This window comes from Pantoea sp. S61 (genome assembly GCF_016625145.1).
Taxonomy (GTDB): Bacteria; Pseudomonadota; Gammaproteobacteria; order Enterobacterales; family Enterobacteriaceae; genus Pantoea; species Pantoea rwandensis_B.
Genome location: NZ_JACVUO010000020.1, coordinates 1 through 24,705, shown reverse-complemented (window position 1 = coordinate 24,705; position 24,705 = coordinate 1). Strand labels below are relative to the sequence as shown.

General features: G+C 43.1%; 25 protein-coding genes and 1 tRNA gene. 19 read left to right on the top strand and 7 right to left on the bottom strand.

Going from position 1 to position 24,705, the window contains the following annotated elements; translation table 11 throughout:
* Positions 1-769 precede the first annotated feature (769 nt).
* The 5 genes from hxsD to IAE30_RS25245 all read left to right on the top strand — a co-directional run bounded on the left by hxsD (position 770) and on the right by IAE30_RS25245 (position 5,836).
* A complete protein-coding gene (gene hxsD, locus IAE30_RS25265) occupies positions 770-1,042 on the top strand; it encodes a His-Xaa-Ser system protein HxsD (RefSeq protein ID WP_200681208.1) in 273 nt (90 codons plus the stop codon).
* Complete coding sequence (hxsB, locus tag IAE30_RS25260; protein WP_200681207.1) at positions 1,039-2,433, top strand: His-Xaa-Ser system radical SAM maturase HxsB; 1,395 nt, start codon at positions 1,039-1,041, stop codon at positions 2,431-2,433. The genes hxsD and hxsB overlap by 4 nt, the downstream gene beginning before the upstream one ends.
* Positions 2,426-3,538: a His-Xaa-Ser system radical SAM maturase HxsC gene (hxsC, locus tag IAE30_RS25255; RefSeq protein ID WP_200681206.1), complete on the top strand. Its 1,113-nt coding sequence runs from the start codon at positions 2,426-2,428 to the stop codon at positions 3,536-3,538. Before hxsB ends, hxsC begins: the two co-directional genes overlap by 8 nt.
* Positions 3,535-4,164, top strand: a complete 630-nt coding sequence (hxsA, locus tag IAE30_RS25250) for a His-Xaa-Ser repeat protein HxsA (protein ID WP_200681205.1) — start codon at positions 3,535-3,537, stop codon at positions 4,162-4,164. Before hxsC ends, hxsA begins: the two co-directional genes overlap by 4 nt.
* 70 nt (positions 4,165-4,234) lie before the next feature.
* Positions 4,235-5,836 (top strand): DUF6119 family protein, encoded by a 1,602-nt coding sequence (locus IAE30_RS25245; RefSeq protein WP_200681204.1) that lies wholly within the window; start codon positions 4,235-4,237, stop codon positions 5,834-5,836.
* A 206-nt stretch (positions 5,837-6,042) separates the two neighbouring features.
* Here IAE30_RS25245 and IAE30_RS25240 read toward each other — a convergent pair whose 3' ends face one another.
* The 3 genes from IAE30_RS25240 to IAE30_RS25230 are packed head-to-tail and all read right to left on the bottom strand — an operon-like array spanning position 6,043 to position 9,329.
* On the bottom strand, positions 6,043-6,915 hold the full coding sequence (locus IAE30_RS25240; RefSeq protein WP_200681203.1) for a plasmid partitioning protein RepB C-terminal domain-containing protein: 873 nt from the start codon (positions 6,913-6,915) through the stop codon (positions 6,043-6,045).
* 8 nt (positions 6,916-6,923) lie between these two features.
* Positions 6,924-7,796 (bottom strand): ParB/RepB/Spo0J family partition protein, encoded by an 873-nt coding sequence (locus tag IAE30_RS25235; protein ID WP_200681202.1) that lies wholly within the window; start codon positions 7,794-7,796, stop codon positions 6,924-6,926.
* Positions 7,797-9,329, bottom strand: a complete 1,533-nt coding sequence (locus IAE30_RS25230; RefSeq protein WP_200681201.1) for a recombinase family protein — start codon at positions 9,327-9,329, stop codon at positions 7,797-7,799.
* Between the two features lie 574 nt (positions 9,330-9,903).
* On the opposite strand from IAE30_RS25230, the gene IAE30_RS25225 reads away from it, so the two are divergent.
* The gene (locus IAE30_RS25225; RefSeq protein WP_200681200.1) at positions 9,904-10,221 is read left to right on the top strand and encodes a hypothetical protein; all 318 of its coding nucleotides are present in this window, start codon (positions 9,904-9,906) and stop codon (positions 10,219-10,221) included.
* A gap of 71 nt (positions 10,222-10,292) precedes the next feature.
* Here IAE30_RS25225 and IAE30_RS25220 read toward each other — a convergent pair whose 3' ends face one another.
* Positions 10,293-11,711 carry a sugar porter family MFS transporter gene (locus tag IAE30_RS25220; RefSeq protein WP_200681241.1) on the bottom strand — a complete coding sequence of 473 codons (1,419 nt, stop codon included), beginning with the start codon at positions 11,709-11,711 and terminating at the stop codon, positions 10,293-10,295.
* Positions 11,712-11,875: 164 nt separating this feature from the next.
* Positions 11,876-12,562, bottom strand: a complete 687-nt coding sequence (locus IAE30_RS25215; RefSeq protein ID WP_200681199.1) for a hypothetical protein — start codon at positions 12,560-12,562, stop codon at positions 11,876-11,878.
* A 149-nt stretch (positions 12,563-12,711) separates the two neighbouring features.
* On the opposite strand from IAE30_RS25215, the gene IAE30_RS25210 reads away from it, so the two are divergent.
* The 4 genes from IAE30_RS25210 (at position 12,712) to IAE30_RS25195 (ending at position 14,414) form a co-directional block, all read left to right on the top strand.
* Positions 12,712-12,954 carry an alpha/beta fold hydrolase gene (locus IAE30_RS25210; protein ID WP_200681198.1) on the top strand — a complete coding sequence of 81 codons (243 nt, stop codon included), beginning with the start codon at positions 12,712-12,714 and terminating at the stop codon, positions 12,952-12,954.
* 11 nt (positions 12,955-12,965) lie between these two features.
* Entirely contained in the window at positions 12,966-13,469 is a 504-nt protein-coding gene (locus IAE30_RS25205; RefSeq protein WP_200681197.1) for an alpha/beta fold hydrolase, read from the top strand.
* A 217-nt stretch (positions 13,470-13,686) separates the two neighbouring features.
* Positions 13,687-14,088, top strand: a complete 402-nt coding sequence (locus IAE30_RS25200; protein WP_200681196.1) for a hypothetical protein — start codon at positions 13,687-13,689, stop codon at positions 14,086-14,088.
* A 74-nt stretch (positions 14,089-14,162) separates the two neighbouring features.
* On the top strand, positions 14,163-14,414 hold the full coding sequence (locus tag IAE30_RS25195) for a hypothetical protein (RefSeq protein WP_200681195.1): 252 nt from the start codon (positions 14,163-14,165) through the stop codon (positions 14,412-14,414).
* On the opposite strand, the gene IAE30_RS25190 is transcribed toward IAE30_RS25195, so the two are convergent.
* A complete protein-coding gene (locus tag IAE30_RS25190; RefSeq protein ID WP_200681194.1) occupies positions 14,415-14,621 on the bottom strand; it encodes a hypothetical protein in 207 nt (68 codons plus the stop codon). It abuts the gene before it with no gap.
* A gap of 674 nt (positions 14,622-15,295) precedes the next feature.
* On the opposite strand from IAE30_RS25190, the gene mltB reads away from it, so the two are divergent.
* On the top strand, positions 15,296-16,378 hold the full coding sequence (mltB, locus tag IAE30_RS25185) for a lytic murein transglycosylase B (RefSeq protein WP_200681193.1): 1,083 nt from the start codon (positions 15,296-15,298) through the stop codon (positions 16,376-16,378).
* A gap of 86 nt (positions 16,379-16,464) precedes the next feature.
* Positions 16,465-16,800, top strand: a complete 336-nt coding sequence (locus tag IAE30_RS25180; protein WP_038645217.1) for a zinc ribbon domain-containing protein YjdM — start codon at positions 16,465-16,467, stop codon at positions 16,798-16,800.
* 35 nt (positions 16,801-16,835) lie between these two features.
* On the opposite strand, the gene IAE30_RS25175 is transcribed toward IAE30_RS25180, so the two are convergent.
* The gene (locus tag IAE30_RS25175) at positions 16,836-17,723 is read right to left on the bottom strand and encodes a dihydrodipicolinate synthase family protein (protein ID WP_200681192.1); all 888 of its coding nucleotides are present in this window, start codon (positions 17,721-17,723) and stop codon (positions 16,836-16,838) included.
* Positions 17,724-17,890: 167 nt separating this feature from the next.
* Here IAE30_RS25175 and tam point away from each other — a divergent pair, with 167 nt between their 5' ends.
* From tam to IAE30_RS25140, 7 genes are all read left to right on the top strand, one after another.
* A complete protein-coding gene (gene tam, locus IAE30_RS25170; RefSeq protein WP_045816440.1) occupies positions 17,891-18,667 on the top strand; it encodes a trans-aconitate 2-methyltransferase in 777 nt (258 codons plus the stop codon).
* A gap of 101 nt (positions 18,668-18,768) precedes the next feature.
* Positions 18,769-19,263: a nicotinamide-nucleotide amidase gene (gene pncC / locus IAE30_RS25165; protein ID WP_200681191.1), complete on the top strand. Its 495-nt coding sequence runs from the start codon at positions 18,769-18,771 to the stop codon at positions 19,261-19,263.
* A gap of 94 nt (positions 19,264-19,357) precedes the next feature.
* Positions 19,358-20,428 carry a recombinase RecA gene (gene recA, locus IAE30_RS25160; protein WP_200681190.1) on the top strand — a complete coding sequence of 357 codons (1,071 nt, stop codon included), beginning with the start codon at positions 19,358-19,360 and terminating at the stop codon, positions 20,426-20,428.
* Between the two features lie 110 nt (positions 20,429-20,538).
* Positions 20,539-21,054: a regulatory protein RecX gene (locus tag IAE30_RS25155; protein ID WP_200681189.1), complete on the top strand. Its 516-nt coding sequence runs from the start codon at positions 20,539-20,541 to the stop codon at positions 21,052-21,054.
* A gap of 134 nt (positions 21,055-21,188) precedes the next feature.
* A complete protein-coding gene (gene alaS / locus IAE30_RS25150) occupies positions 21,189-23,816 on the top strand; it encodes an alanine--tRNA ligase (RefSeq protein WP_200681188.1) in 2,628 nt (875 codons plus the stop codon).
* A gap of 250 nt (positions 23,817-24,066) precedes the next feature.
* Positions 24,067-24,252, top strand: coding sequence for a carbon storage regulator CsrA (gene csrA, locus IAE30_RS25145; RefSeq protein ID WP_004155916.1), 186 nt, complete (start codon positions 24,067-24,069; stop codon positions 24,250-24,252).
* A gap of 303 nt (positions 24,253-24,555) precedes the next feature.
* Positions 24,556-24,648, top strand: a tRNA-Ser gene (locus tag IAE30_RS25140).
* Positions 24,649-24,705 lie beyond the last annotated feature (57 nt).

Here is a 24,705-nt window from a genome sequence, read left to right as displayed (position 1 = left end):
AAAAATCACATGCAGAACAATGGATTATCTAGAAGTTTTAATGCTGGAAAAGGCTCAAAAAAATTAGCTTTTTTATTTACAATAAGAAATATTTTATAGGGGTTCAATGTTTTTAAGGGTGGACAAACATCTTTTGTAATTACTATGGATTTTATTGTATTTCTCATTAAAAAATGTCTATCAAATAATGACTAACATTTAAAAACTAATTTCGGTTTCATACCGTCTTGTAATCTACATCCTTGACACCATGACTGGACGATAAATCGACCATCACCCATATTTCGCATACCAAAATCATTGTGTTTATAGAAAACGTGAGTGCCTGCTTTGCTTGAGCATGAAGGGCAACTTTTGAACACCTCGCCATCCTTTTCAATGATCACAGAGTCATGCAGGGGCCGTTGACAAGTGGAACAAACATCTTCCATAGGTTTTTCAGACATTAGATTGATTCTCCATTATTACAATTTAAATCAATAAGTTAGGTAATAACCATTGCTGGATGAAATTTAATCAAATCATAAACTAACGTAATCATATTGGCATTTGTCATAAAACTTTTCAAAACAAATTTACATTCTCAAATATGATGATTATTATTGCGGAATAAGAATAATCTTAACACCAAAAAAATAAATATCATTAAAAAACATGCATTTATAGATTTATTTTGTTTTTAGCCTTGTTTTTCGAGGTTAGTTGCCTTCTCTGAATGGTAATTGAAATTTTAGGATTTCTTCTTTGATACTTTCTGGATGATAATGTTATGCAAAAAAACATATCAAAAACAATGTATTCTGAATGGGTGTTAAGAAACAGCCTCTACTGGATGAGTGCGGTTGCCCGGTGGAAGCTTGATGAAAACGATCAGAACTGGCTCGTTTCGTTTGAACATTGGAACGAAGAGGTAGAGTTCGAGTTTGAACGACTTCTGAATGATTACAAGCTCAGGGAGAAGATTCAGGCACATACCGGCCAGGTCAGGTCTTCTATCATCGACAATGTTCTAAGGAGCATCGATTCGAGACTTGCCGAATGACTACGATGCCATTCAACTTTGACCGCCTAAGCAATGGCAAAGTCTTCATCAGCAACCTTGCTGGCTTTCACAGTTTCGTCGATGGCGAAGAGCTACATCTTCTTGCCGATAACAAATTCTCTTCTGAACAAACAACCTCCCGGCTACTTGAAAGCAGATTGTTCATTGCAGACGATGCGAATCAGGCAGTTTCAAAAGCCTCACTTAGTTCAGCCTTTGCCAAGCGACTGATGAACGAACTGGCCGTCAGACCAATCTTTATGATTGTACCGACTCTCAGGTGCGATCACACATGTAAGTATTGCCAGGTCAGTAGAGCATCGATTACTGCTGATGGTTATGACCTCAATCCAGAACTGATACCGCAAATCGTCAGCACCATTAAGAAGCTGGGCACTCCACCTTACAAGATTGAAGTGCAGGGCGGAGAGCCGCTTCTCAGATTCGATCTCGTCCAGGCAATTTATGAAGAGTGCGATAGTTCATTAGGTAGTGGTGCTTTCGAAATGGTTATTGCTACGAGTCTTTCAATACTCGATGAAAGCATCCTCTCTTGGGTTAAAGAACGGAATATCACCTTTTCTGTCTCTCTTGATGGTAATGAAGCCGTCCATAATAAAAACCGTATCCTCACCGACTCTCAGGCTCACAACAAAGCCATCACGGGCATTAGAAAAATCACAGAAGAGCTGGGAGCAAACCGGGTAGCTACGGTAACCACAGTCACTAAGGAGCTGACAAAAGAGCCAGCTTCCATAGTGGATGCTCATCTGTCTCTTGACCTAACCGACATGTTTATCAGGCCAGTAAGTCCTTATGGGTTTGCTCAGAAGCAGAGTTTCACTTTTTCAATGCCGGAATATTTTGAGTTTTATAAAAAGTTAATGCAGGAAGTGTTGCTTCAGAACCAGAAGGGCATACCTGTCGTTGAGCATTCGGCTTCAATCCATCTAAAGCGAATTTTCAATCCGGGCTTTAGTGGTTATGCAGATTTGAAATCACCAAGTGGAGTCGTGCTGAACTGCATCCTGTTTAATTATGACGGCAAGGTATACGGTAGCGATGAAAGCCGTATGCTTCAGAAAGTAAATCCCGAAGCAGATTTCAGTGCAGGAGAGTTTGCTTCACTGTCATTCAGTAGCAACGAATACTACCGTTCCGCTCTCTCATCTTCATTTAATTTCGCCATGCCCGGTTGTGATACCTGTGCTTACCAACCCTTCTGTGGAGCAGATCCTTGTCAGAACATCAGTGTTCATGGCGAGCCTGTTGGTGACAAGAGTCGTTCAACCTTCTGCCAGTATCACAAAGGGATGTTCCGCTTCCTGCTGAATGAAATCTCTCAGGATGGACCAATGGCTGAGATGCTCAAAAGGTGGGCTTATGTCTGAGGTGCTGAGAAACGATATTTTCCGGTTTTCATCAGACTTACCAGTTCAGCAAGGCTTCTATTGCCTGTTTAAAACCAAGCCCGAGAATCCTCAATTCTATCTGCCAAATTTGCTTGTCACTGCGACACAACTCGATTCCAGACTGCCTGCATATTTCGCAGACTCGATTGTGAGCCAGGAACTTTTCGATTCCATTGAAGATGGTGACATTGGGATCGTCAACAATGGCAACATGCTCCGGGTGATACTGTCCCGCAGAGCAAACCACAACACTGTCCTTGTTACTGAAAGGTGCAACAACAGTTGCCTGTTTTGTTCTCAGCCTCCTAAAGCTGGAAACGATGACTGGCTTCTCAACCAGTCAGCTCTCGCTATCGCTTCCTTCTCTCTGAATGGAGTAGTGGGAGTGAGCGGGGGAGAGCCTTTGCTCTATGGCGAAGACTTCCTGCATTTTCTGGATTTCATAATTGAAAATTCTCCTGACACAGCACTGCATGTTCTAACCAACGGAAGGAAGTTTGCGGATGTCAGCTTTACTCAGCAGATGAAAGAACGAAGCGAAAAGATCAAAATCACGTTTGGGATACCGCTTTATTCTTCAAGAGCCTCAGTGCACGACTATCTGGTCGGAAGCGAGGGAGCATTTGATGAAACAGTCAGGGGAATGATCAATGCCGGTAACTCAGGTATCAACATCGAATTGCGAGTCATCCCTACTCAAGCTAACTATACAGAGCTTGATGATATCGTAGAGTTTGCTGGTCGTGTGTTCTCTAACATTAACCAGATCTCCCTTATGGGGCTGGAATCGATTGGATGGGCCCGTAAGAACTGGTCATCAATCTTCATTGAGCACGACAACTATAGCGAACAAATCCTTTCGGCTGTAGACACTGCACACAGGTCAGGTATCCCTCTTACCATCTTCAATTATCCATTATGCTACCTTCCTGAAAGGGCATGGAATTTTGCAACTCAGTCAATCTCTGACTGGAAAAATTACTATCCCAAAGAATGTGATGAATGCACTCAGAAGTCTTCCTGTGCTGGTTATTTCAGTTCATCAAAAGGCCGTTTTCATCAACCCCCGAGACCAATAATATGAGAAAGATTAATTTCGCGGCTCTGCTTCCTGGTTTTTTGGCTCTTAACAATTCAGTCTGGGCAAGTGATTCTTCTACTGGTGCCAGTGACCTACCTGGTATGACCCTGAATGAGCATGATTTGGTGATAGCCCCGCTCAACACCGAAGTGCCGTTCTACATCGCAGGACACAGAAGTCACAGTTCTCACCGTAGTCACAGCTCACACCGTTCCTCATCAGGCGGAGGTTACTATGGCGGAAGCACTCCTTACTATCCCAAAACATACAGCTCGCCAAGCACTTCAGACTCCTCCAGCTCAGGGACTCGCTCTTCCTCCTCCTCAGTCCGTTCGCTTCGTTCCAATGACACGGATAGTTCAACTACAACAAGCTCAGTAGGAACAACAGGTGCCAATCGAGCGAATAGCGGGCTGACTTCGGATACAGAAAAACGTAAGCGGTTGATCATGAGGGTGCAGTTCGCATTACTCGATAAAGGTTTCTACAGCGGTAATATTGACGGGAGCATAGGACCTGCAACACGAACTGCCATCAGGAATTATAGAGTTGCAAATGGACTACCTACACCGGTAAAGGAAACCTTGGATGTACAGTTGTTAAATTCATTAAGTATTCTGGCTCGATAAATGATGATTTTTTCAAATCACATACTTTATCTTTAATTGGATTTAAATATCTTAAAAAGAGGAAGGAAAAATGTCAGTTAGTTATAATATATACAGGATGCCATATAAACAACTTTCCGATTTAACGGAAAAAATAATTAAAGAAGGACTGGTTGAGCAAAAAACAATCACGCATCAATCCTATAAGTTGAAGTTTTACTTTTCAGATAACTTAAAAGGAAATGAGGTATGGTGGTGGGATGTTTTTAGTGACTTTTTTAATGATACTATCAAAAAACCACATAATATATTTTATTTTGGTCTTATGATTGGGTTTAAAGAAATAGATCCTGAGAATTGCTACCTTATTAGTCTGGGTAAATCACATTTTTATCTTAGTAAGTTTATTGAGGCAGATTTTGGCTTGAATGTAGCAATGCGCATAGCTAATGATGAAAATATTTTGCTTAAAAAAAGCAGGTTCTTTTGTGGAGGAAAGAGCCAAGAGGCATCATCATATTCACAGTTTGTCCAAGGGTCATATTTCCCCGGTGAATCAATTGAGCATCTTAAAACAAAGGCAAAAGAAACTGACAAGTGGGGATGTAATAACATTACATTCTCAGATTCAATCCAATTGAGTAAAGATGGTTCCCCTACTGCATTAGTAGATGTTTTCAACGAAATCGATTCATCGTTAACAACTAAAGAAATCATAGAGTTTCCTAAATCTGAGAAGATTACTGACGAATTAAAAATAGAAGAACTTGATAACTATCTTTTAGGAGCTATTCTTTCAGGAAATGCAAATGTTATAATAGATGAAATACAATCTTTTGGTGCTTCAATTGTGATAAACAATGCTTTGACGCAATTTAAGTTGCATACAAAGGTTGAAGGGAGTAGCAAGCATTATCAATGGTCAAGTAAAATTAATGACATCAAAATATCTGAAGTTAAAGAGTTCTTTGATACAAATGACATCAATGATGTTAATAAAGTTTTTGTTAAGATAACTAATGAAGCTGATAAGGGACACACTGCTTCATTAAAAGAAATACTAAGTATTAGTTGCACAGAGGGAAGTGATCACTATTTTCTTAGACGGGGTGAGTGGAATAGGTTTAACTCCGCCTTCATGAAATATCTCTCTGTTTCCTTGAAAAGTATAACTTTCGTGAAAAAGGAATCTCTTAAAGAAGATGAATTCAAGGCATGGAAAATTTCAAAAGCCCAGCAAATTGCAACAGGCATTGCTAAAGATAAATTAGAATACAGGGAATATTACTTTAATGAAAAAATGGCACGTGATGAGGGCTATATACTTTTAGATCGCCAGCTTAAAAAAATCCCTTCATTGATTGAAGGTGGTAAGGATTATAATGTTGAAGTTGCTGATCTCTATAAAAATGGAGAGTTAATAGCCGTCAAAATATCAGACAAGCCGCATGATCTTATTTATAACATACAGCAATCCATAACAACAATTCAGAAAATAAAAAGAGGAACATTAGAATTTAAAAGTCACATATCTGATGTCATTTTATGGATTTCCACGACAAAAAAAGTCACGGAGTTAATTGAAATTAACTCGATTCAATTTTTACTAGCCATACAAACCTGGAAGGAAATTGTGGAAGGGTTTAATTTGAGACCCAAAATATATTACTCTCACCATGATAAAGAAAGCTAATAAATCATATGCGTGGGCCATTGAATATTTAATTTTTGGGGGGGCTATATACTACCCCACCCAAAAAATTTTAAAGTTTATTTCCCATAGCTCAATAAATATTGTTTTGCCATTAATTTTAGCTAATAAATCAAGTGGTCATTTTTTATTTCAAGTCTAAATTTTAGATATCATGCTGAAATAAATCTTAGGTAGAAAATTAATTTTTAAGTAAGTTTGTCAATATCAGAAATATTTGTTAGTTCATTAAGGTAATCGCTTTTATTCCTCAGGAGCCAATGAAAAACTTTTGGGTTCTCAAGCAGTTTCTTAATATGAGAAATGATAATTGTTAGTTTTAAACTATTGGAGCCGTAGGTTTCTTTAATTTTTTGAGTATCAAAATGGACTTGAGCCATTTCTTTTTCAAGTCTTTCTATTGCTTTTCTATTTGCAAGTCTGGAGTCTGATTTCTTTTTAGGTTGCTGGATTAAACACTCCGGGGAAGAGCTATGATATAGAGAATCTGAAAAAAGTGTTGAAAAATTTTCAAATTTTACCATCAAGTTCGCACATTCTATTTGTCTTAATGGAACCATTTTCTTTAAAGTCCTAAAGGTATTTATAGGGATATCTCTATCATTAAACAACTCAATCACTTCCGGGCATATACCTTTTAAAACAGATAGATTAGATTTCAGAGCCTCAAGACTTATATTCAATGCAGTGCAAAGCATTTCAGCAGGAACTCCTACTCTTACAGCTTCTTTTAGCATTCTTTGTGTTTGAATAATTGTAATACGATTAACTTTTTTATTAGGTGTGTAGGTGTCGTATGTTGTAGAAATAAGGCAGTTTACTTTATCTTCTCCTAAGTCTTTAAGGGCTTCGACCCGAAGATGACCATCGAGAATTTTCACAGAGGTATCCGTTTGATCAATGAAAACAAGTATTGGTTCTATTAACCCAATGGCTAATATAGTGCTTTTTATTTGTGCGTATTTTTTACTGATTTGAAAATTTGTTGGAAGCTTTTTTGTATAAGTCAGATCAGCGATTTTGAAGCTTACTGATTTGTCATTGAAGCAATATTTGATCATTTTACACCTCAGTTGGTAGTGTTTTTAACTATGACTTTAACAACATCTTGTAAACTCTCTTCACTTACTATTTTAGAAAAACTCTCATTGCTGGTAAGTTCTTTGAATATCTGACCTGCAACGAGTAGTTTGATTTCTACATATTCAGCTTTGTTTTTGATTTTTTTATGTTGGGAAATGTTGTCCTGATAAAGTTGCTGTAATTCATCAGTGGACATTTTTTTCTTTTTCTTCGCGACCCCGAAATTATTATTTATAAATCCCTTTAATCCTTCATCCCGTGAGTCGAGGATTTCACGGATTTTACCAACATCCTTATGCTTTATCAGACCTTCATCAAAAGCTTTAATCAACAGTTCCTGACCACCTTCAAAATCTACTCTTGCAACCTCAACCGCAAACGATATAGGTATACATCCTGATTCAACAGCCGAAAGTAGTTTGTTTTCACCTTTGTTAATAAGCATGGTTAAACTTGTAATCCAGTGCAAAGATAGCCCGGTTGAATTCGATATCTCTTTATTAGTTAATCCTTGCTCAGTCATTTCTTTTATTCGTTGGAATTGTTCTCCCGCTCTTGGGATTACTCGGGCCATATTTTCGACTAAACTCATTATGTAAGCTTGGTTTTCGTCTATATCCAATATAAATGCGGGAACTAATTCCTCTCCCAAGGCTGTCAATGATTCAAGTCTGCCTTGACCGCAAATAAGTGCGAAATCGTATTTTTTATCAATAATTTTTCTAATGGTTATTGGCTTCCTAAGCCCACTTGCATCTATACTTTCTGTTATTTCTGCATGTCTAAATTTGTTCCTTGACCGAGGAATTACCACCTTAATAGAAGATATTTTAACCATGTGAACATTTTGATCTTGCATTTATATTACATCCTTATCATCAGTTGATAGCATATTAAAGAATGGCTTGATATCATCAAAGCGATACATTTCAAACAAAAGATTATTATTGTCTTTGAGTTTTAGTTCTTGTTCTATGAGTTCAATTGACGGTAATATGTAATAATCAACAGGCTCAGTATTGAGACTATTCATTCTTGCAATGATGCTAATTTCTGGATTTAAACTCCTGTCCAATCGCACTACCCATCTATGTTTGTTTAAACCTGTTTTTTTGCATCGTGAAAGCACAATAGAAAAGATTAAGGATTTATTAACTGAAATCAGTTTATTTTCAAGTATCTTTACTTCACTGCTTATAATTTCATTTTGTATTTTGTTTACGATATCACTGTGCTTTTTTCTCAGGAAAGAGTTTATCTCTAAGTATTGATAATCTCGCTCAGGAGTATAGTCGATTAATTTATAGGCATTGAGAAGACCTCCAAAGCGGTTTGCAATTACACTGCTTGATGGACTACTATTCTCTTCATCTATAATAAATCCTGATATTTTTCCATGCTTGGAAAGAATTTTTCTCAAACAATCCAAGATCTTCTCATCGCTCATTTTTATAGAACGGTTATCGATAATTTCTTTAGCTAATCTGAATTTTTCTTCTGAAATAATAGGCTTAAAAAAAGAGTTATATTCAACCCAATCTTCTTCGGGGTTTTTAATCCTTTTTGTCTTTAATTTTTGTGAGGTCCGGTTGTATATGTATCTGCCAGTATATCTGCTATTGATAAGAACTGAGTGTATTCTACCTCGTGTCCATTCTGTTTTATCGCTAAATCTATACCCCTCCTGATTGATTCGTGAGGCTATAAGATACTCATTTAATCCATCAAAAATGAACATATTGAAGATCTTTTTTATTAGCTCGATTTCTTTCTTGGTTCCAGGAACGAGGACTATTCTATCTGTTTGAAGGCTCTTTCTCTCACCATGAGCGAGTAGCATCTTCGGTTTGTTATTATTATCGAGTAACTTTCTTTTTAGCCCATATCCCGGTGTGCCACCTTGGTAATAGCCTCTTTTAACAAGATTCACATGTCCCGCAAAAACTTTTATTGAAAGATTTTTACTAAATGCACCCGCTGCATACATAAGTGAAGAAAGTATGAATGTTTCAGTTTCACTGTTTTCTGGTAGATTTTCGGCACAATAAATGACATCCACATTGTTCATTTTTAATAGATATTTATAATAAATGCCCTCTTGAGGATCTTTGAAACGACCGAAACGGCTAACATCGTATACGAGGACTGCATCAATATTTATTTCCTTCGTAAGAACATCGTTTACAAGCTTATTAAAATCATGCCTTCCAGTTGTAGATACACCACTTTTACCTGCATCGTCATAGGTATGTATGATTTCCATATTGTGAGCATCCGCATACTTTTTGATGAATTGGGCTTGGTTATCTAACGAAAACTCCTGAAGGTTTGTGGACATCCTAAGATACTGGGCAACCTTAACTTTATGAATATATTCCATTTTATCAGACATTTAAGTACCTTGATGAAAAATTGAAAAAACATCATTGGTTAAAAATTGATCATTTTTCAATCAGTTGCAACCTTTTTATTTCTCGCTTGGCTTATATTAAATGGCCCTGCAAAAAAATCACTCTGTGAGAGTGGGTGATGAAGGGCCAAGTGGAGCTAGGGCAGTTTGGCAGAAGAGAATTATTGTATCTCCAGCTTTTAAGATTTAATTATAAGATGAGCGATCTCAAGATTAGAGAGTGAAATAATAAGGATTTAATAAGAATATATATTTTAATTAAAATTCTCAACTGACATTGAGATTGTGAATAAATAAATCAATGAAAAAAATCCTTGAATATTTTATTTTATATTGCATCCATTTAAAGAGAGTAAGTTCCAATTTTTAAATGTCCTTAAGTCTCGTTCTTTCTGTTTTAAATGAATTGGATGGTTTGACTTTATAAGAAAATAAGATAAAACTTGTATTACATTCAATTAAAGAGGTTTTTTTGACATGAATAAAAAAGAAATTACAGATGAAGACATAAAAGAAGTTGTGGTCAGGCTTGGTGAGATTACATCAAAATTGTTAAGTGATAGGGGGGGGAAGTAACAATTTCTTAAACTTTCCAGGTGGTAATATAGTTATTGAGTTAATTTGGAAGCATTTCGAACTTAGCTTTGCTGAAAAAGCACTTTTCATAATAAATAACTTTGATTTATCAAGTTATTATACCGAAAAAAATGGCGAGATTGAGCATTGGATCGTAGAAGAATTGCTTGATTATAATCTTGATAACACCCTTGAGGATATGTTGGTTAGAAGAAGAGTTAAGGAAGAAAAGGATAATGTAAGTAGTATATTGAATCCTAAAAATGGCGAGTGTGATGATTTTAGAAAAAGATTATAAATATCCAAAAAAATATTTTTTGGAAAAAATAAAAGCCAGTCATTCATTGCTGGCTTTTATTAGGTTTAAACTTACTGGCCTATATCGCGAAGCCTCTTGCCAGACATCAGATTTTTTTCAATGTGCTCAAGAGTAACCCCTTTAGTTTCAGGGACGAGCAGAAAAGTTATTATGATGAAGATCAAGTTGAACCCTGTGTATAGCCAGAATGTCCCAGCCGGACCTATGCTACCCAGAAGAGAAAGGAAGGTCGCACCGATAATCATGTTTGCAACCCAATTCGTCGTGGTTGAACAGGTAATCCCAAAGTCCCGGCATTTTAGGGGCTGTATCTCAGAACACAGTATCCACACCACAGGAGCAGCACTCATAGCATAGCCACCGATGCATAGCATCGTCATACCCACCGACACCCATGACAGACCTGTGCTGATTTCTCCCTGACCCGCTTTCATCAGACAGTAGCCCAGAACCATTGTGGCGAAGGCCATTACACTGAATCCTATCTTAAGGATTGGCTTCCTTCCTGTCTTATCAACCGTGAAAACTGCAATGAAGGTTGCGAACATGAAGGTCAGACCCACGACAATGGTCGCTATCATTTGTTCCTGAGTGCTGTGGAAGCCAGCCATTTTAAAAATCTGAGGAGCGTAATACATGATAATGTTCATACCCGTAAACTGTTGCATACCTTGTAGCAACATACCGAGATAAACGGCTCGTCTCACATTGCTGTTCTTCCTGAAAAGAGCAAACCCTCCCTGCTTCATACGGAGACTTTCCCTTATCTCATTCAGCTCCTGTCGTGCTTTCTCAGATGTGTCTCTGAGCATTCTGAGTACTTCTTCCGCCTCTACATGTAAACCTTTAGAAGCTAGCCAGCGGGGGCTGTTAGGCAGGAATATCACCATAACGAAAAGAATAACCGCTGGTATAGCGAGAACTCCAAGCATTGCTCGCCAGTTGCCACTGTAACTAAATGCAGTATCCGACAGGAAAGCTACGACAATTCCAAAAGTGATCATGAGCTGATAAAGGCTGATCATTTTTCCGCGAACATTTTCTGTTGCCATCTCTGACAGATAGAGTGGGGCTGTGTAGGAAGCAATACCAACGGCCAGCCCGAGCAGAACCCTGAATGTAAGAAGAACTTCGACACTGTTTGCGAATGCAGAACCAAGTGAACCTACGATGAAGAGAATGGCTCCAGCCATTAGGCTGTATTTTCTTCCGAGACGATGCGAAACCCAGCCATTGCAGATTGCTCCAATCGCGGCTCCCAGCATCATACTGCTAACAACCCATTCCTGTTCATGACTGGTTAACTGAAAATGTTTTGTGATGAAAGGCAGGGCACCTGAGATTACCCCTATATCCAATCCAAAAAGAAGCCCTGCGAGAGCAGCAGAAATGGATACAAAGAGATTCATTCTTCTGACTTTTGATTGATGGTCACTATCGTATGTGACTGTCTGATTTACATGAGACATCATTAAGCTCCGCTCATACAGCATGTAATAGTGCTCAAGCTTACTCAGGGGTTTCAGGCAGGATTAGGGCAACTGTCTCTCAAGATATGGACTTTATTGCTAAAGCTGTAGTTTGTGTGATGAGGATCTCACTACCGATCCTCATCATCATAATATTTTTTCAACTAAATAATATTTAATGGCTTGTCCCAGTCATATCGAGTCAGCACGAGTTTGATTTTACCTTCAATTTCACCATATCTTTTTTCTGAGTGTGAAAGGAAATACTCTCTGATGAGTGGTGGCAATATCTTAGACTTATATCTCAATATAGTCGTATGCCAGAAGTCTGGGGGCAGAGCTTCACCCGGATATCGATCCTGCAACTTTAACTGCCAGTCAGAACTCATAAGATCATCCCAAAATATTTTCCGCAGGTTGACTGAGTTACTGTCAGGGGTTCCAGCCAATAATAACTGATTAGGCAGTGCTACAAGCTGAAGCTCTTTTACTTTAAGCTCGTTATTTCTGATAGAAAGGCTAAACCGTTCTGTCAGATCGGCAACTTCAGAAATGTCATTATAGGCTTCATAAATGGACTGAGTTATAGCAAGGAAAGTCATGTGAAAATTTTCTTCGCTCATAACCTCTGCTAACGGATCATTATCAATGAGTAATTTAACATCAGATAGTAGTGCTTTTATTTTCGGATTTAACTCGGGCTGAATACCACTTGTCAGAGCTAACAGTTTTTCAGGATAGAAAACCACATCCTTTTCATTGAATTGATTTTCCAGTTCCAGTAACCATTCATGAATAGTTTCCTGTGAACGATTAGTGTATATGTTCTGGAGATAGTTATCATTGTCCAATGTCTGCTCCCTAAAAATGAATTTTCAAAACATGATTTATATTAATTAACAGGTTATATGTTTGACTAAACATTGCTTTGTTATAAGTTTAGACTAAAATTCACCTGTCTAATTAGAAATTAAAAATCAGGTTCAGTAAGGGGTTATAAATGCTAAGTTTTACTCGTCAGGGAAATCAGGAAGGACCGACATTAGTTTTTATGCATTATATTGGTGGTTCTGCTAACAACTGGACCCCTGTAATTAACAATCTCATACATGATTACGATTGTATTGCTTTTGATATGCCCGGTTTTGGTAACTCTGGAGCCTTAGAAGATATGAGTATTCAATCGCAGGCTAAAACTCTGTGGGAAAATATTCTTGATCTTAAGATAAAAATCCGTTCCTGATTGGTCACTCAATGTCTGGTAAAATCGCGGCCGTTATGTCTTTACAATTCCCAGATACAATCAGTGGACTTATTCTCGTTGCTCCATCACCACTTACTCCACAGCCTATGACTGTCCAGCTATATCTGCAACAGAAAGAATGGACGGGAAGTTCAGAAGAAGCTAAAGCATTTGTAGAAGGTGCATGTTCACAGCCGTTGAAACCGGCATTAAAAGAACTCGCTATTAAAGACACCCTGCAAGCTGACTGTGAAGCATTTCATAAATGGGCTGATAGTGGAAGTCAGGAGGATTTCGAAGGTGCCTTTGATAAAGTAAAACTGCCAGTTAAGTTAATAATTGGTAATGATGATAGAAGTGTTCCTAATATCACCGAACAAATCAAAAGGACTTTGGTATATTTCAATCCTTATTCTTTTGAAATTATAAACGATTGTGGTCATCTCTTACCTTTAGAATGCCCTGAGAAACTTTCCAAAGAAATAGGTGTTTTTGTAAGTTTGATTCGTAAGTGATTTTTCGGCAAGTTTTCAATGGTTGATTTAAAAATCATGAATATTTTCCTTGAAAACTCTTTTCTAAAATCTTTGGCTTTTTTGACAGGGATAGTTCTTACAGAGTAAGAATAAACGTTTTTTTACTACTTTGAGTAATGATTTTTTTAAAATGACGATTTTAGTATTGACACACTTGTAATTTATGTTAAATAAAAATAAATAAAAGGAGAGTTAAATGAAAGGTGAAATGATTTTAGAAAAAGAAAGTTTATCCTTAAAAGGTGCTAAAGTATTTTTAGCAAAGATTCATGATGATTTGCAGGCATTCCTTGAGAAAAATAATATGATTGAGGATTATGAAATGTACCCTGCTGAGGATGTTGTTTATATCATGCTCAGAGATTTTTACAACTCGGAAGAGTGTTTAGAGCTTTGTACTATTGTTCATAGATTTCAATTGACCGATCTTGCCGAATATAAAAGTGTCGATTGGTGGTTCTTATCTTCTTTGGCATTCGATGTAGATATTGATAAAGTTAGAGGCATCATCGAAAAAAAGATGGCTGAAGAAGAAAAGATTAAAATAAACTCGATTGTTGTTAGTGAAGAAGATGTAAGTATTAGGAAAAGAATATAAAATACAATCTGTATTGACATTGTATTTTATGGTGGTGTTAATTATGTGAGTTATCTAATATAAGAGGATTAATTATGACTATAGAAGATTTTTGGAATAAAGCATTCATAGCTTGTTTAACAAGACTTCCTGTGAGTGAGGCTAAGAAAGAAGCGGATATAGCATTAAATATGTGCATAAAAAATTGGGATTCTAAGAAAGATAAGTTTATTCCATTTCATAACAAATGGCAAAGTCAAAGCGTGGGGGATGTTTTTATTCCTTCAGAAGGAACTCAATCGGAAAACTTCCCCGGTTATTTGGATGAGGAGGAGAGTGACAGATAGTTAAGGTGTGTATGAGTATCCATCACTATTTAACTTATCTAATGCTTCATCGAAGGAATAAGCGACTGATAGAACTTTAGGCGGAGAAGATTTAACAATAACCCAATATTCATATTGTGGCGGAACATAGGTCTTGCCATTTTCATCAACCTCTTCCACTCTAACTATTGTTGCGGACGGTTTATGTTTTTTAAACAGGTCTATCATTTATTCCTTCTCCTTATAAAATAAAAACCATAAATTGTGGTTTAGTTTATAATCTTAAACTAAAAAAACTGTTAGGAGTTTGTCAATTTTTTTGTTTTCAAAATAACTCGGTTTTACTCATATTTTTGTGTATGAAAATACCTATATCCTTTGTCATAGCATTGTAACTCTTACCGTAAAAATTAGCTTAGTATGTATGCCATTTGTATGTCAATCAAGAGGTTTAATTTATAAGTTCAATAAAAACATCGAATTAAATAAATTAAATAATACTGCTGCATCATGGGCGTGTGGCCAGTAAAGTCCATTTGCGCTGCTCCTTTCATCTCGTTTTCGCTCAAAATTCACTCGTTCAATCATGGCTGCCCGATATGAGCAGGCCAGTATGGTGCGTTATCTCACAGACGGATAACCAAGGCGCAGATATTAGCATTTTGCCCTGCGCGCATCATCCGCCCGCAATGGATTCTGGCTGCCGACCTTAACAAATTGCGATAAGCAGTAAAAAGTAAAATCGGGGGATAAAGGTAAAGTGTGGAGCTGTCCCGCAAATTTTCGCTGCAACCCACTGAAACCAGGGAAAAGCGGCGTAAATTTAAGATATTGCTCTGTATCCCGCTTTGATGAACGATTACCATGTTGGCTTCCGGTTTCATCTGGCTTATGGATATCTAATGCGTTTTAAGGTTGCTTTTCTTCCACTTATCGCCTTGCTTGCTGCCTGCAGCAGTAAGCCTGCAACCCAGCAGCAAACCGCCGTTGTGCCTGCACCAAAAGGTGGTTTCTTACTGGAGCCTTCACACGCCGTTCAGCCGATGTTTGGTGATTTCGCGGGGAATCCGGCGGCTGAGCAGTTTATTGATCAAATGGTGGCAAAACACGGTTTTAACCGTGATCAACTGCATGCGGTGATCGGCCAGGCGAAGCGTCTCGATTACGTGCTGCGTCTGATGGACCAACAAGCGCCAAGCTACACGCCGGCGACGGGGCCGAACGGTGCCTGGATCCGCTATCGCAATAAATTCATCACGCCAGATAATGTACAAAATGGCGTGGCATTCTGGGATCAATATCAGGACGCTCTGCAACGCGCTCAGCAGGTTTATGGCGTGCCGCCGGAGATCATCGTCGGAATCATTGGCGTGGAAACACGTTGGGGTCGGGTGATGGGCAAAACGCGTCTGCTGGATGCGCTGGCCACCTTATCCTTTAGCTATCCTCGTCGCGCGGCCTACTTCAGCAGCGAACTGGAAACCTTCCTGCTGATGGCGCGCACTGAACAGGATGATCCGCTGGATCTGCGCGGTTCCTTTGCGGGTGCAATGGGGTACGGCCAGTTTATGCCGTCTTCCTATAAAGAGTATGCGGTCGACTTCAATGGTGATGGCCACATTAACTTGTGGGATCCTGTGGATGCGATTGGCAGCGTAGCAAATTACTTTAAAGAGCACGGCTGGCGGGCAGGGCAGAATGTTGCCGTACCGGCAAGCGGGCAGGCTCCTGCGCTGGAAAATGGCTTTAAAACGCTTTATCCAGTGAATACGCTGATGGCAAGCGGCCTGACGCCACAAGGATCGCTGGACGGTAATAACCAGGCGAGTCTGCTGCGCCTTGATCTTGGCACCAGTTATCAATATTGGTATGGCCTGCCTAATTTCTATGTCATCACGCGTTATAACCACAGCACACACTATGCCATGGCGGTATGGCAGTTGGGCCAGGCAGTGGCGAAAGCGCGTCAGGGCAACATGCTTTAATGCTGTCCTTATAAAGAGTGAGGGTATAAGATGGCGCCCCTTTTGCGGTGCCATCTTCACCGCCTTTCGACTTCTGAGGAATGCTCATGACAACATTACCTGCTTGCCCTGTGTGTCAGGCTGATTATACCTGGCAGGATGGTGAGAACCTGAACTGCCCATCTTGTGGCCATATCTGGTCGCCGAGTGCTGATGCAGCATCGGAGGGTTTGGTGGTGCGGGATGCCAATGGCAATCTGCTGGCCGATGGTGACAGCGTTACCGTGGTCAAGGATCTCAAGGTGAAAGGCAGTTCTTCAACCCTGAAGATTGGCACCAAAGTGAAAAGCATTCGTCTGGTTGAAGGCGACCACAACATTGATTGCAAAATCGATGGTTTTGGCCCGATGAAACTCAAATCTGAGTTTGTGAAAAAGAACTGAGTACAGGACGGCTGTCCGGCCGTCCCTTATTGTGATCACATCAGCAAACGATCCAGCTCTGCGCACTGCTCAACCGTGAGTTCGCCGCCATAATTACGTGAATGGCTGCCCATAGAATCATATTTGCGCGCCACTGCGGTTTTGATAGTCGTGACAAAGTCATCGCCGATGGTGTAAATCGCCATCAGCTTACCAATACGCTGTTGAATCTGTGCCAACTGCGCTAACTCTCCCGCTCGCCATGCGTGCATCGCCTCGGCAAACAACTCCGGTACGATGTTGTTTAAGCCGGAAATCACCCCGGCACCGCCTGCCAGCAAATTGGGCAGAAGATATTCGTCATACCCTGAAAGTACGGTGAAATCAGGGCGAACCTTTTTGGTTTCTTCAATCAGGGCTCGATTGTGTGAAAGACAATCCATGGTGTCTTTAATGCCGATAAATTGCGGCAGTTCAGCGGCTAATTCAGCCACCAATGCCGGCGTTAAATCGCAGCCGGTGCGCGCCGGAAAGTTGTAGGCAAACCACTTGCCACCTAACTGTTTATCCAGTGCTTTAAAGTAGCTCAACAGCTGTTTCTGCGTTTGCCCATAGTAATAGGGCGGCAAAACCATCACTGCGTCATAACCATTTTGCCAGGCAGCTTCAGCGAGCTGCAACATGTCGGGAACACAGGTACTTGAGATATTCGCGACCATGGTCAGTGGCGAAAGCTGACGAGCTTCGCGAATCAGCATCAGCCGTTCCTGTTGGGTCAGCGAAGCAAACTCCCCGATACTGCCCATCAACAACAGCGTATCAATCCCCGAGGCGTTCAGGCGCGCAAAGTGGCGGCCCAGCGCATCAATATCGAGCTTATTATGTTGATCGAAAGGGGTAACTGAAGGACACCAGACGCCGGTTAATTCAGGTTGTGCAGCCATAACGCGATCCTTGATTTTTAAAAATGAAACCTTGTTTTAACTTAGTGATCGTGACTGACATTAACCAGTGAAAAAGGGTAAAAAGGTGAGACATCGCACTTTTCTCTTCGCTTAGCGATTGAGAAAACAGGTAGTGTGATGCTCTTCAGCCAGACAGGAGCGTTGCCATGCAAGACTGGAATCCACAGCTGTATCGTCAATTTGAATCGGAACGCACGCGCCCTGCGCGTGAACTATTAGAACGTATTCCACTAACCGACGTGCATTTCGCAACTGACCTCGGATGCGGTCCCGGCAACAGTACTGAGCTGCTGGCGCAAGCGTGGCCAGACGCGGTGATTACAGGCATCGATAGCTCTGCAGCCATGCTGGAACAAGCGCATGAGCGGTTACCTGCCTGCACTTTTCTGCAGGCGGATATTCGTACCTGGCAGGCTAACCAGCCACAGCAGGTCATCTATGCGAATGCTTCGCTGCAGTGGCTAACCGATCATCACACGCTGCTGCCGCATTTGGTTGAACAGCTGGATATCGGTGGCGCTCTGGCGATACAGATGCCGGACAATCTTGATGAAGCCTCTCACAGCTTGATGCGTAAAGTGGCGGCCAGTGAACGCTGGCAGGCACATATCTCGCCACAGGCCGCCGATCGCAAACGCCTGCTAAGCACGGAACAATATTATGATTTGCTGAGTGATGCAGGCTGTCAGGTGGATATCTGGCGTACCACGTACTATCACCCAATGGCCGATGCGCAGGCCATCATTACCTGGCTCCGTGCCACGGGCTTGCGTCCCTTCCTCGCCGGATTGACTGAACAGCAACAGGCCGATTTTCTGCATGACTATCATCATGCATTAATGCCGGCTTATCCCCCACGCAGCAATGGTCAGGTTTTGCTGGCTTTCCCGCGTTTATTTATGGTGGCAGTGAGAACGCATTAGTATCGTGGAAGCGCGCACGCAAAATGGTGTGACAGAGGTTGAAAAGGGCGCTCTGTTGCACCATTTATGTCTAACGCGCAGCGCCAAAACAGGAGAAGGCGATGAACGACCAACAGTTGCAGCAGCTCAGCCAGCGTATTGGTGAACAGCTGAAGAAACGCAAGGCAACGGTGACCGCGGCGGAATCCTGCACCGGTGGCTGGATTGCCAAAGTGTTTACCGATGTCAGTGGCAGCTCTGCCTGGTTTGAGCGGGGTTTCGTGACCTACAGCAACGAAGCCAAACAGCAGATGGTGGGCGTGCAGGCAGCGACTCTGGCGCAGTATGGCGCGGTCAGTGAGCAAACTGTGCGTGAGATGGCTCAAGGTGCCTGCAATGCCGCCGCTGCTGAGTTTGGCATTGCTGTGAGCGGGATTGCGGGGCCAGATGGCGGTTCAGCAGAAAAGCCAGTGGGTACCGTGTGGTTTGCCATTGTCGGACCTTGCGATCGTGTTCTGGCGCAGCGGCAGATCTTTGCCGGAGACCGTGACGCGGTGCGTCGGCAATCCGTCAGTTGGGCGCTGCAAACACTGCTTGATGAATTTCTGACAAATTAAACTTGATACTGTATGGTCATACAGTATAATTACCGGCAACAGAACGAGCAGGCACACAATGATGTCGGCTTACCCAGCATGATTAGGAGTGGAAATGGCGATTGACGAGAACAAACAGAAAGCTTTAGCTGCCGCGCTGGGCCAGATTGAGAAACAATTTGGCAAAGGCTCGATCATGCGCCTGGGTGAAGACCGCTCAATGGACGTAGAAACCATCTCAACCGGTTCACTGTCACTGGATATCGCGTTGGGGGCTGGTGGCTTGCCGATGGGGCGTATCGTTGAGATCTACGGACCAGAATCTTCCGGTAAAACCACGCTGACGCTACAGGTGATTGCCGCTGCACAGCGTAAAGGTAAAACCTGTGCCTTTATCGATGCTGAACATGCGCTTGATCCGGTGTATGCCAAAAAACTCGGCGTTGATATCGACAATCTGCTGTGTTCGCAGCCGGACACCGGTGAGCAAGCGCTGGAGATTTGTGATGCGTTAGCACGCTCCGGTGCCGTTGATGTGATCATCGTTGACTCCGTTGCGGCACTGACGCCGAAAGCGGAAATCGAAGGTGAAATCGGTGATTCGCACATGGGTCTGGCCGCACGTATGATGAGCCAGGCGATGCGTAAGTTAGCGGGTAACCTGAAGCAGTCCAACACGCTGCTGATCTTCATCAACCAGATTCGTATGAAAATTGGTGTGATGTTCGGTAACCCAGAAACCACCACCGGTGGTAACGCACTGAAATTCTATGCTTCTGTTCGTCTTGATATCCGCCGTATCGGTGCGATTAAAGAGGGCGATGAAGTGGTCGGTAGCGAAACCCGCGTAAAAGTGGTGAAGAACAAAATCGCTGCGCCATTTAAGCAGGCTGAATTCCAGATTATGTACGGTGAAGGCATCAACACCTTTGGCGAGCTGGTGGATCTCGGCGTGAAACACAAACTGGTTGAGAAAGCCGGTGCGTGGTACAGCTACAACGGCGAAAAGATTGGTCAAGGTAAAGCGAACTCGACCAACTTCCTGAAAGAGAACCCAGCGATTGCTAACGAGATCGATAAGAAGTTACGCGATCTGCTGCTGACGGGTGCAACGGCTGGAGCGGGTGCAGCAGAAATTTCTGCTGATAACTACGAAGAAGCTAGCGAAACCAACGAAGATTTCTAAGATATACCCCCACGGGAGCAGCGATGCTCCCGTTTGCATTTCCCCGTCAACACTTCCCCTGATCGTCTTCTTGCTTTACCCTGCGCAACAGTCAGAACAAGGTCAAATTCATGTCATCATCATCTTCAACGGCTTCGGCGCCGACATTTTCCCGTTTGCTGGATCGTGCCATGCGTGTCTTATCGCAGCGAGACCACAGTCGTGACGAATTGAAGCGCAAGCTGCAACTCTCTTCTCAGCGTGCAGCTTATCTGAAGCAAGAAGAAAATGTGCCGATACCGGATGAGCTGCTGGAAAAGGTGCTCGACTGGTGCCAGGAGAGTGGCTGGCTCAACGATCAGCGCTTCACCGAACGCTTTATCCAAAGTCGCGCACGTAAAGGTTACGGCTCACAGCGCGTGCGCATGGAATTACAGCAGAAGGGCATCAGCCGCGATGAGATCAATCAGGCGATGATGGATACTGAAGTGGACTGGAGCCAATGCGCGGCCGATTTGGCTAAGCGTAAGTTTGGTGATCCTCTGCCGCAAACCTGGGCTGAGAAAAGCAAGGTACAGCGCTTTTTAATGGCTAAAGGCTTTATGATGGAAGATATTCAGGCAGTTTTCAGAAATATTGACGACTGAAAGGCGATGGGATTTTACTTCCCACTGAAGAAAATTTATCTTATTCCCACTTTTTGTTCCTCAATCAGCGGTAAACCTGCAGATGTGGTTTGCCCGCGAAAGGGAACGTTCGTTAGCGTGATTCCAGGAATTATATGAGCAAGAGCACTGCTGAGATCCGTCAAGCGTTTCTCGACTTTTTTCATAGCAAGGGACATCAGGTTGTAGCCAGCAGCTCCCTCGTACCGAACAACGACCCAACGTTGCTGTTTACCAATGCGGGAATGGTGCAGTTTAAAGACGTTTTCCTCGGTCAGGATAAACGCGATTATGCACGCGCAACGACGTCTCAACGTTGTGTGCGCGCCGGTGGTAAGCACAACGATCTTGAGAACGTGGGTTACACCGCTCGTCACCACACCTTCTTTGAAATGCTGGGTAACTTCAGCTTTGGCGACTACTTCAAGAAAGAAGCGATTGCTTATGCCTGGGAACTGCTGACGGGTGAGCAGTGGTTCAAGCTGCCGAAAGAGCGTCTGTGGGTCACCGTTTATGAAACCGATGATGAAGCCTTCGAAATCTGGGCTAACGATGTCGGCGTGCCGCGCGAACGTATTATTCGCATCGGCGATAACAAAGGCAGCGCCTACGCATCTGACAACTTCTGGCAGATGGGTGATACCGGCCCTTGTGGTCCGTGCACCGAAATTTTCTACGATCACGGCGACCATATCTGGGGTGGCCCACCGGGTAGCCCGGAAGAAGATGGCGATCGCTACATCGAGATCTGGAACATCGTCTTCATGCAGTTCAACCGTCAGGCCGACGGCACCATGGAACCTTTGCCGAAGCCTTCTGTTGATACCGGTATGGGCCTGGAGCGTATCGCCGCGGTACTGCAGCATGTTAACTCCAACTATGAAATCGATCTGTTTGCCAAACTGATCAAGGCCGTTGCGCAGGTTACAGGTGCAACCGACCTTAACAATAAATCGTTGCGCGTGATCGCTGACCACATTCGTTCCTGTGCATTCCTGATCGCTGATGGCGTGATCCCATCGAATGAAAACCGCGGCTATGTGCTGCGCCGTATCATTCGTCGCGCAGTGCGTCATGGCAATATGGTGGGTGCCAAAGAAGCCTTCTTCTATAAGCTGGTCGCGCCATTGATTGACGTCATGGGCGATGCCGGTGAAGACCTGAAACGCCAGCAGAAGCATGTTGAAAATGCTCTGAAAAATGAAGAAGAGCAGTTCGCTAAGACGCTGGAACGCGGCCTGGCATTGCTGGATGAAGAGTTGGCCAATCTGCAAGGCGATACGCTGGATGGCGAAACGGTCTTCCGTCTGTATGACACCTTCGGTTTCCCGGCGGATTTGACTGCCGATGTCTGCCGCGAGCGCAATCTGAAGATTGACGAAGCGGGCTTCGAAACGGCCATGGAGCAGCAGCGTCAGCGTGCACGTGAGGCCAGTGGTTTCGGTGCTGACTACAACAGCGTAATTCGCTTTGATTCAGCCACTGACTTCAAAGGTTATGACCAGCTTCAGGCTGAAGGCACCGTGCAGGCGCTGTTTGTTGGCGGTCAGCAGGTTGAGCAGATCGCGGCTGGCCAGGAAGCGGTAGTGATTCTGGATCAAACACCATTCTATGGCGAGTCAGGTGGCCAGGTGGGCGATACCGGCGTGCTGACTGGGCAGAATGCTGAATTCAGCGTCCAGGATACACAGAAGTATGGCAAAGCCTTTGGTCATATAGGTAAGCTCAACCGCGGTGAGCTGCGTGTGGGTGACCGCCTCAATGCACAAGTGGATGAAGAGCGCCGTGCGCGTATTATTCTCAACCACTCCGCAACACATCTGATGCATGAAGCGTTACGTGAAGTATTGGGCGATCATGTAGGTCAGAAAGGCTCACTCAACAACGATAAATACCTGCGCTTCGACTTCTCTCATACCGAAGCGATGAAGCCAGAGCAGATTCGCACTGTTGAAGATATCGTTAATACCCAGATTCGTCGCAATTTACTCATCCAGACTGAAGTGATGGATCTGGATGAAGCCAAAGCGCGCGGCGCAACGGCGTTGTTCGGTGAGAAGTATGAACAGCGTGTGCGTGTGGTCAGCATGGGTGAATACTCCGTTGAGCTGTGCGGCGGTACGCACGCAGCGCGCACTGGCGACATTGGCCTGTTCCGCATTCAGTCTGAATCCGGCACGGCGGCAGGTGTGCGTCGTATTGAAGCGTTGACGGGTGAAGGCGCAATGGCTCAGCTGCATGCGCAGAGCGATCAGATAACTGAAATTGCGCAGGTGGTTAAAGCTAACAGCAGTAATCTGAATGAGAAAGTACGCGGTCTGGTTGATCACGTTCGCGCGCTGGAAAAAGAACTGCAGCAACTGCGCGATCAGCAAGCAGCTCAAGAGAGTGCCTCGCTGAGCAGTAAAGCAGTGGACCTGAAGGGTACCAAACTGCTGGTCAGCGAGCTTAACAACGTTGAGCCGAAGATGCTGCGCACCATGATGGATGACCTGAAGAATCAGCTCGGCTCGGCCATCATTGTGCTGGCAACTGTTGCTGAAGGTAAGGTTTCCCTGATTGCTGGGGTGACTAAAGACCTGACTGACCGCGTCAAAGCGGGTGAGCTGGTCGGCGAACTGGCCGCTCAGGTTGGCGGTAAAGGCGGCGGTCGTCCTGATATGGCTCAGGCGGGTGGTACAAACCCTGAGGCACTGGCTGGCGCACTGGCTGGCGTGTCGGAGTGGGTGAGTAACCGACTGTAACGAATTAAAATTCAGCATCGTGAGTAGCGCCAGAACCCCCGTGTTCTGGCGCTTTTTAACGCGGTGTGCACCCGATAATGACAAAGTCCGGTTGATGTAGTGTATTTCGGCTAAACTAACTATCAGCAGAATGTATTGGCGTGGCGATGCACAATGGTGTATTTGTCATAGACATTGTTCAGCGTTATATGATGGATATGGCCGGGAGACCGAACAGGCCCGACTCTTTTAATCTTTCAAGGAGCAAAGAATGCTTATTCTAACTCGTCGAGTTGGTGAAACCCTCATGATTGGCGATGAGGTGACTGTAACGGTGCTGGGTGTTAAAGGTAACCAGGTCCGTATTGGCGTCAATGCGCCTAAAGAAGTTTCGGTGCATCGCGAAGAAATCTATCAGCGTATCCAGGCCGAAAAAACTCAGCAAACGAGTTACTAACGGATTCAGCGCCTCGCATCCTGCGAGGCGCTACCGCTTTTATCCCCCCATCTTCATTTTTTCCGCCCTTAACCTCATTTTCTTTCTTCCCATTTTGTTAACTGCAACGTGCTTTCGCTGTTGATTAATCACTCTTTTTGTCGGCAAAACATCCTAATTGCGCGTCATTTGTGCAAACAGAACGATATCCAGAAAAAGTCGGGAAAAATTGTTTGACTTATAAGTGCGGGAAAGTAATATGTGCGCCACGCAGTGCCGATGAGCAGAAACAAGTTCAGAAGCACAGTTCGGAAGAACGCGTAAGGTGAGGTGGCCGAGAGGCTGAAGGCGCTCCCCTGCTAAGGGAGTATGCGGTCAAAAGCTGCATCCGGGGTTCGAATCCCCGCCTCACCGCCATTTCCGATGCATCCATAGCTCAGCTGGATAGAGTACTCGGCTACGAACCGAGCGGTC

What these genes read in the sequence shown, in the direction of transcription:
- hxsD (WP_200681208.1), top strand. Translation starts at nt 770, where the DNA reads ATGCAAAAAAACATATCAAAAACAATGTATTCTGAATGGGTGTTAAGA.
- hxsB (WP_200681207.1), top strand. Translation starts at nt 1,039, where the DNA reads ATGACTACGATGCCATTCAACTTTGACCGCCTAAGCAATGGCAAAGTC.
- hxsC (WP_200681206.1), top strand. Translation starts at nt 2,426, where the DNA reads ATGTCTGAGGTGCTGAGAAACGATATTTTCCGGTTTTCATCAGACTTA.
- hxsA (WP_200681205.1), top strand. Translation starts at nt 3,535, where the DNA reads ATGAGAAAGATTAATTTCGCGGCTCTGCTTCCTGGTTTTTTGGCTCTT.
- IAE30_RS25245 (WP_200681204.1), top strand. Translation starts at nt 4,235, where the DNA reads ATGTCAGTTAGTTATAATATATACAGGATGCCATATAAACAACTTTCC.
- IAE30_RS25240 (WP_200681203.1), bottom strand. Translation starts at nt 6,915, where the DNA reads ATGATCAAATATTGCTTCAATGACAAATCAGTAAGCTTCAAAATCGCT.
- IAE30_RS25235 (WP_200681202.1), bottom strand. Translation starts at nt 7,796, where the DNA reads ATGCAAGATCAAAATGTTCACATGGTTAAAATATCTTCTATTAAGGTG.
- IAE30_RS25230 (WP_200681201.1), bottom strand. Translation starts at nt 9,329, where the DNA reads ATGTCTGATAAAATGGAATATATTCATAAAGTTAAGGTTGCCCAGTAT.
- IAE30_RS25220 (WP_200681241.1), bottom strand. Translation starts at nt 11,711, where the DNA reads ATGTCTCATGTAAATCAGACAGTCACATACGATAGTGACCATCAATCA.
- IAE30_RS25210 (WP_200681198.1), top strand. Translation starts at nt 12,712, where the DNA reads ATGCTAAGTTTTACTCGTCAGGGAAATCAGGAAGGACCGACATTAGTT.
- IAE30_RS25205 (WP_200681197.1), top strand. Translation starts at nt 12,966, where the DNA reads ATGTCTGGTAAAATCGCGGCCGTTATGTCTTTACAATTCCCAGATACA.
- IAE30_RS25200 (WP_200681196.1), top strand. Translation starts at nt 13,687, where the DNA reads ATGAAAGGTGAAATGATTTTAGAAAAAGAAAGTTTATCCTTAAAAGGT.
- IAE30_RS25195 (WP_200681195.1), top strand. Translation starts at nt 14,163, where the DNA reads ATGACTATAGAAGATTTTTGGAATAAAGCATTCATAGCTTGTTTAACA.
- IAE30_RS25190 (WP_200681194.1), bottom strand. Translation starts at nt 14,621, where the DNA reads ATGATAGACCTGTTTAAAAAACATAAACCGTCCGCAACAATAGTTAGA.
- mltB (WP_200681193.1), top strand. Translation starts at nt 15,296, where the DNA reads ATGCGTTTTAAGGTTGCTTTTCTTCCACTTATCGCCTTGCTTGCTGCC.
- IAE30_RS25180 (WP_038645217.1), top strand. Translation starts at nt 16,465, where the DNA reads ATGACAACATTACCTGCTTGCCCTGTGTGTCAGGCTGATTATACCTGG.
- IAE30_RS25175 (WP_200681192.1), bottom strand. Translation starts at nt 17,723, where the DNA reads ATGGCTGCACAACCTGAATTAACCGGCGTCTGGTGTCCTTCAGTTACC.
- tam (WP_045816440.1), top strand. Translation starts at nt 17,891, where the DNA reads ATGCAAGACTGGAATCCACAGCTGTATCGTCAATTTGAATCGGAACGC.
- pncC (WP_200681191.1), top strand. Translation starts at nt 18,769, where the DNA reads ATGAACGACCAACAGTTGCAGCAGCTCAGCCAGCGTATTGGTGAACAG.
- recA (WP_200681190.1), top strand. Translation starts at nt 19,358, where the DNA reads ATGGCGATTGACGAGAACAAACAGAAAGCTTTAGCTGCCGCGCTGGGC.
- IAE30_RS25155 (WP_200681189.1), top strand. Translation starts at nt 20,539, where the DNA reads ATGTCATCATCATCTTCAACGGCTTCGGCGCCGACATTTTCCCGTTTG.
- alaS (WP_200681188.1), top strand. Translation starts at nt 21,189, where the DNA reads ATGAGCAAGAGCACTGCTGAGATCCGTCAAGCGTTTCTCGACTTTTTT.
- csrA (WP_004155916.1), top strand. Translation starts at nt 24,067, where the DNA reads ATGCTTATTCTAACTCGTCGAGTTGGTGAAACCCTCATGATTGGCGAT.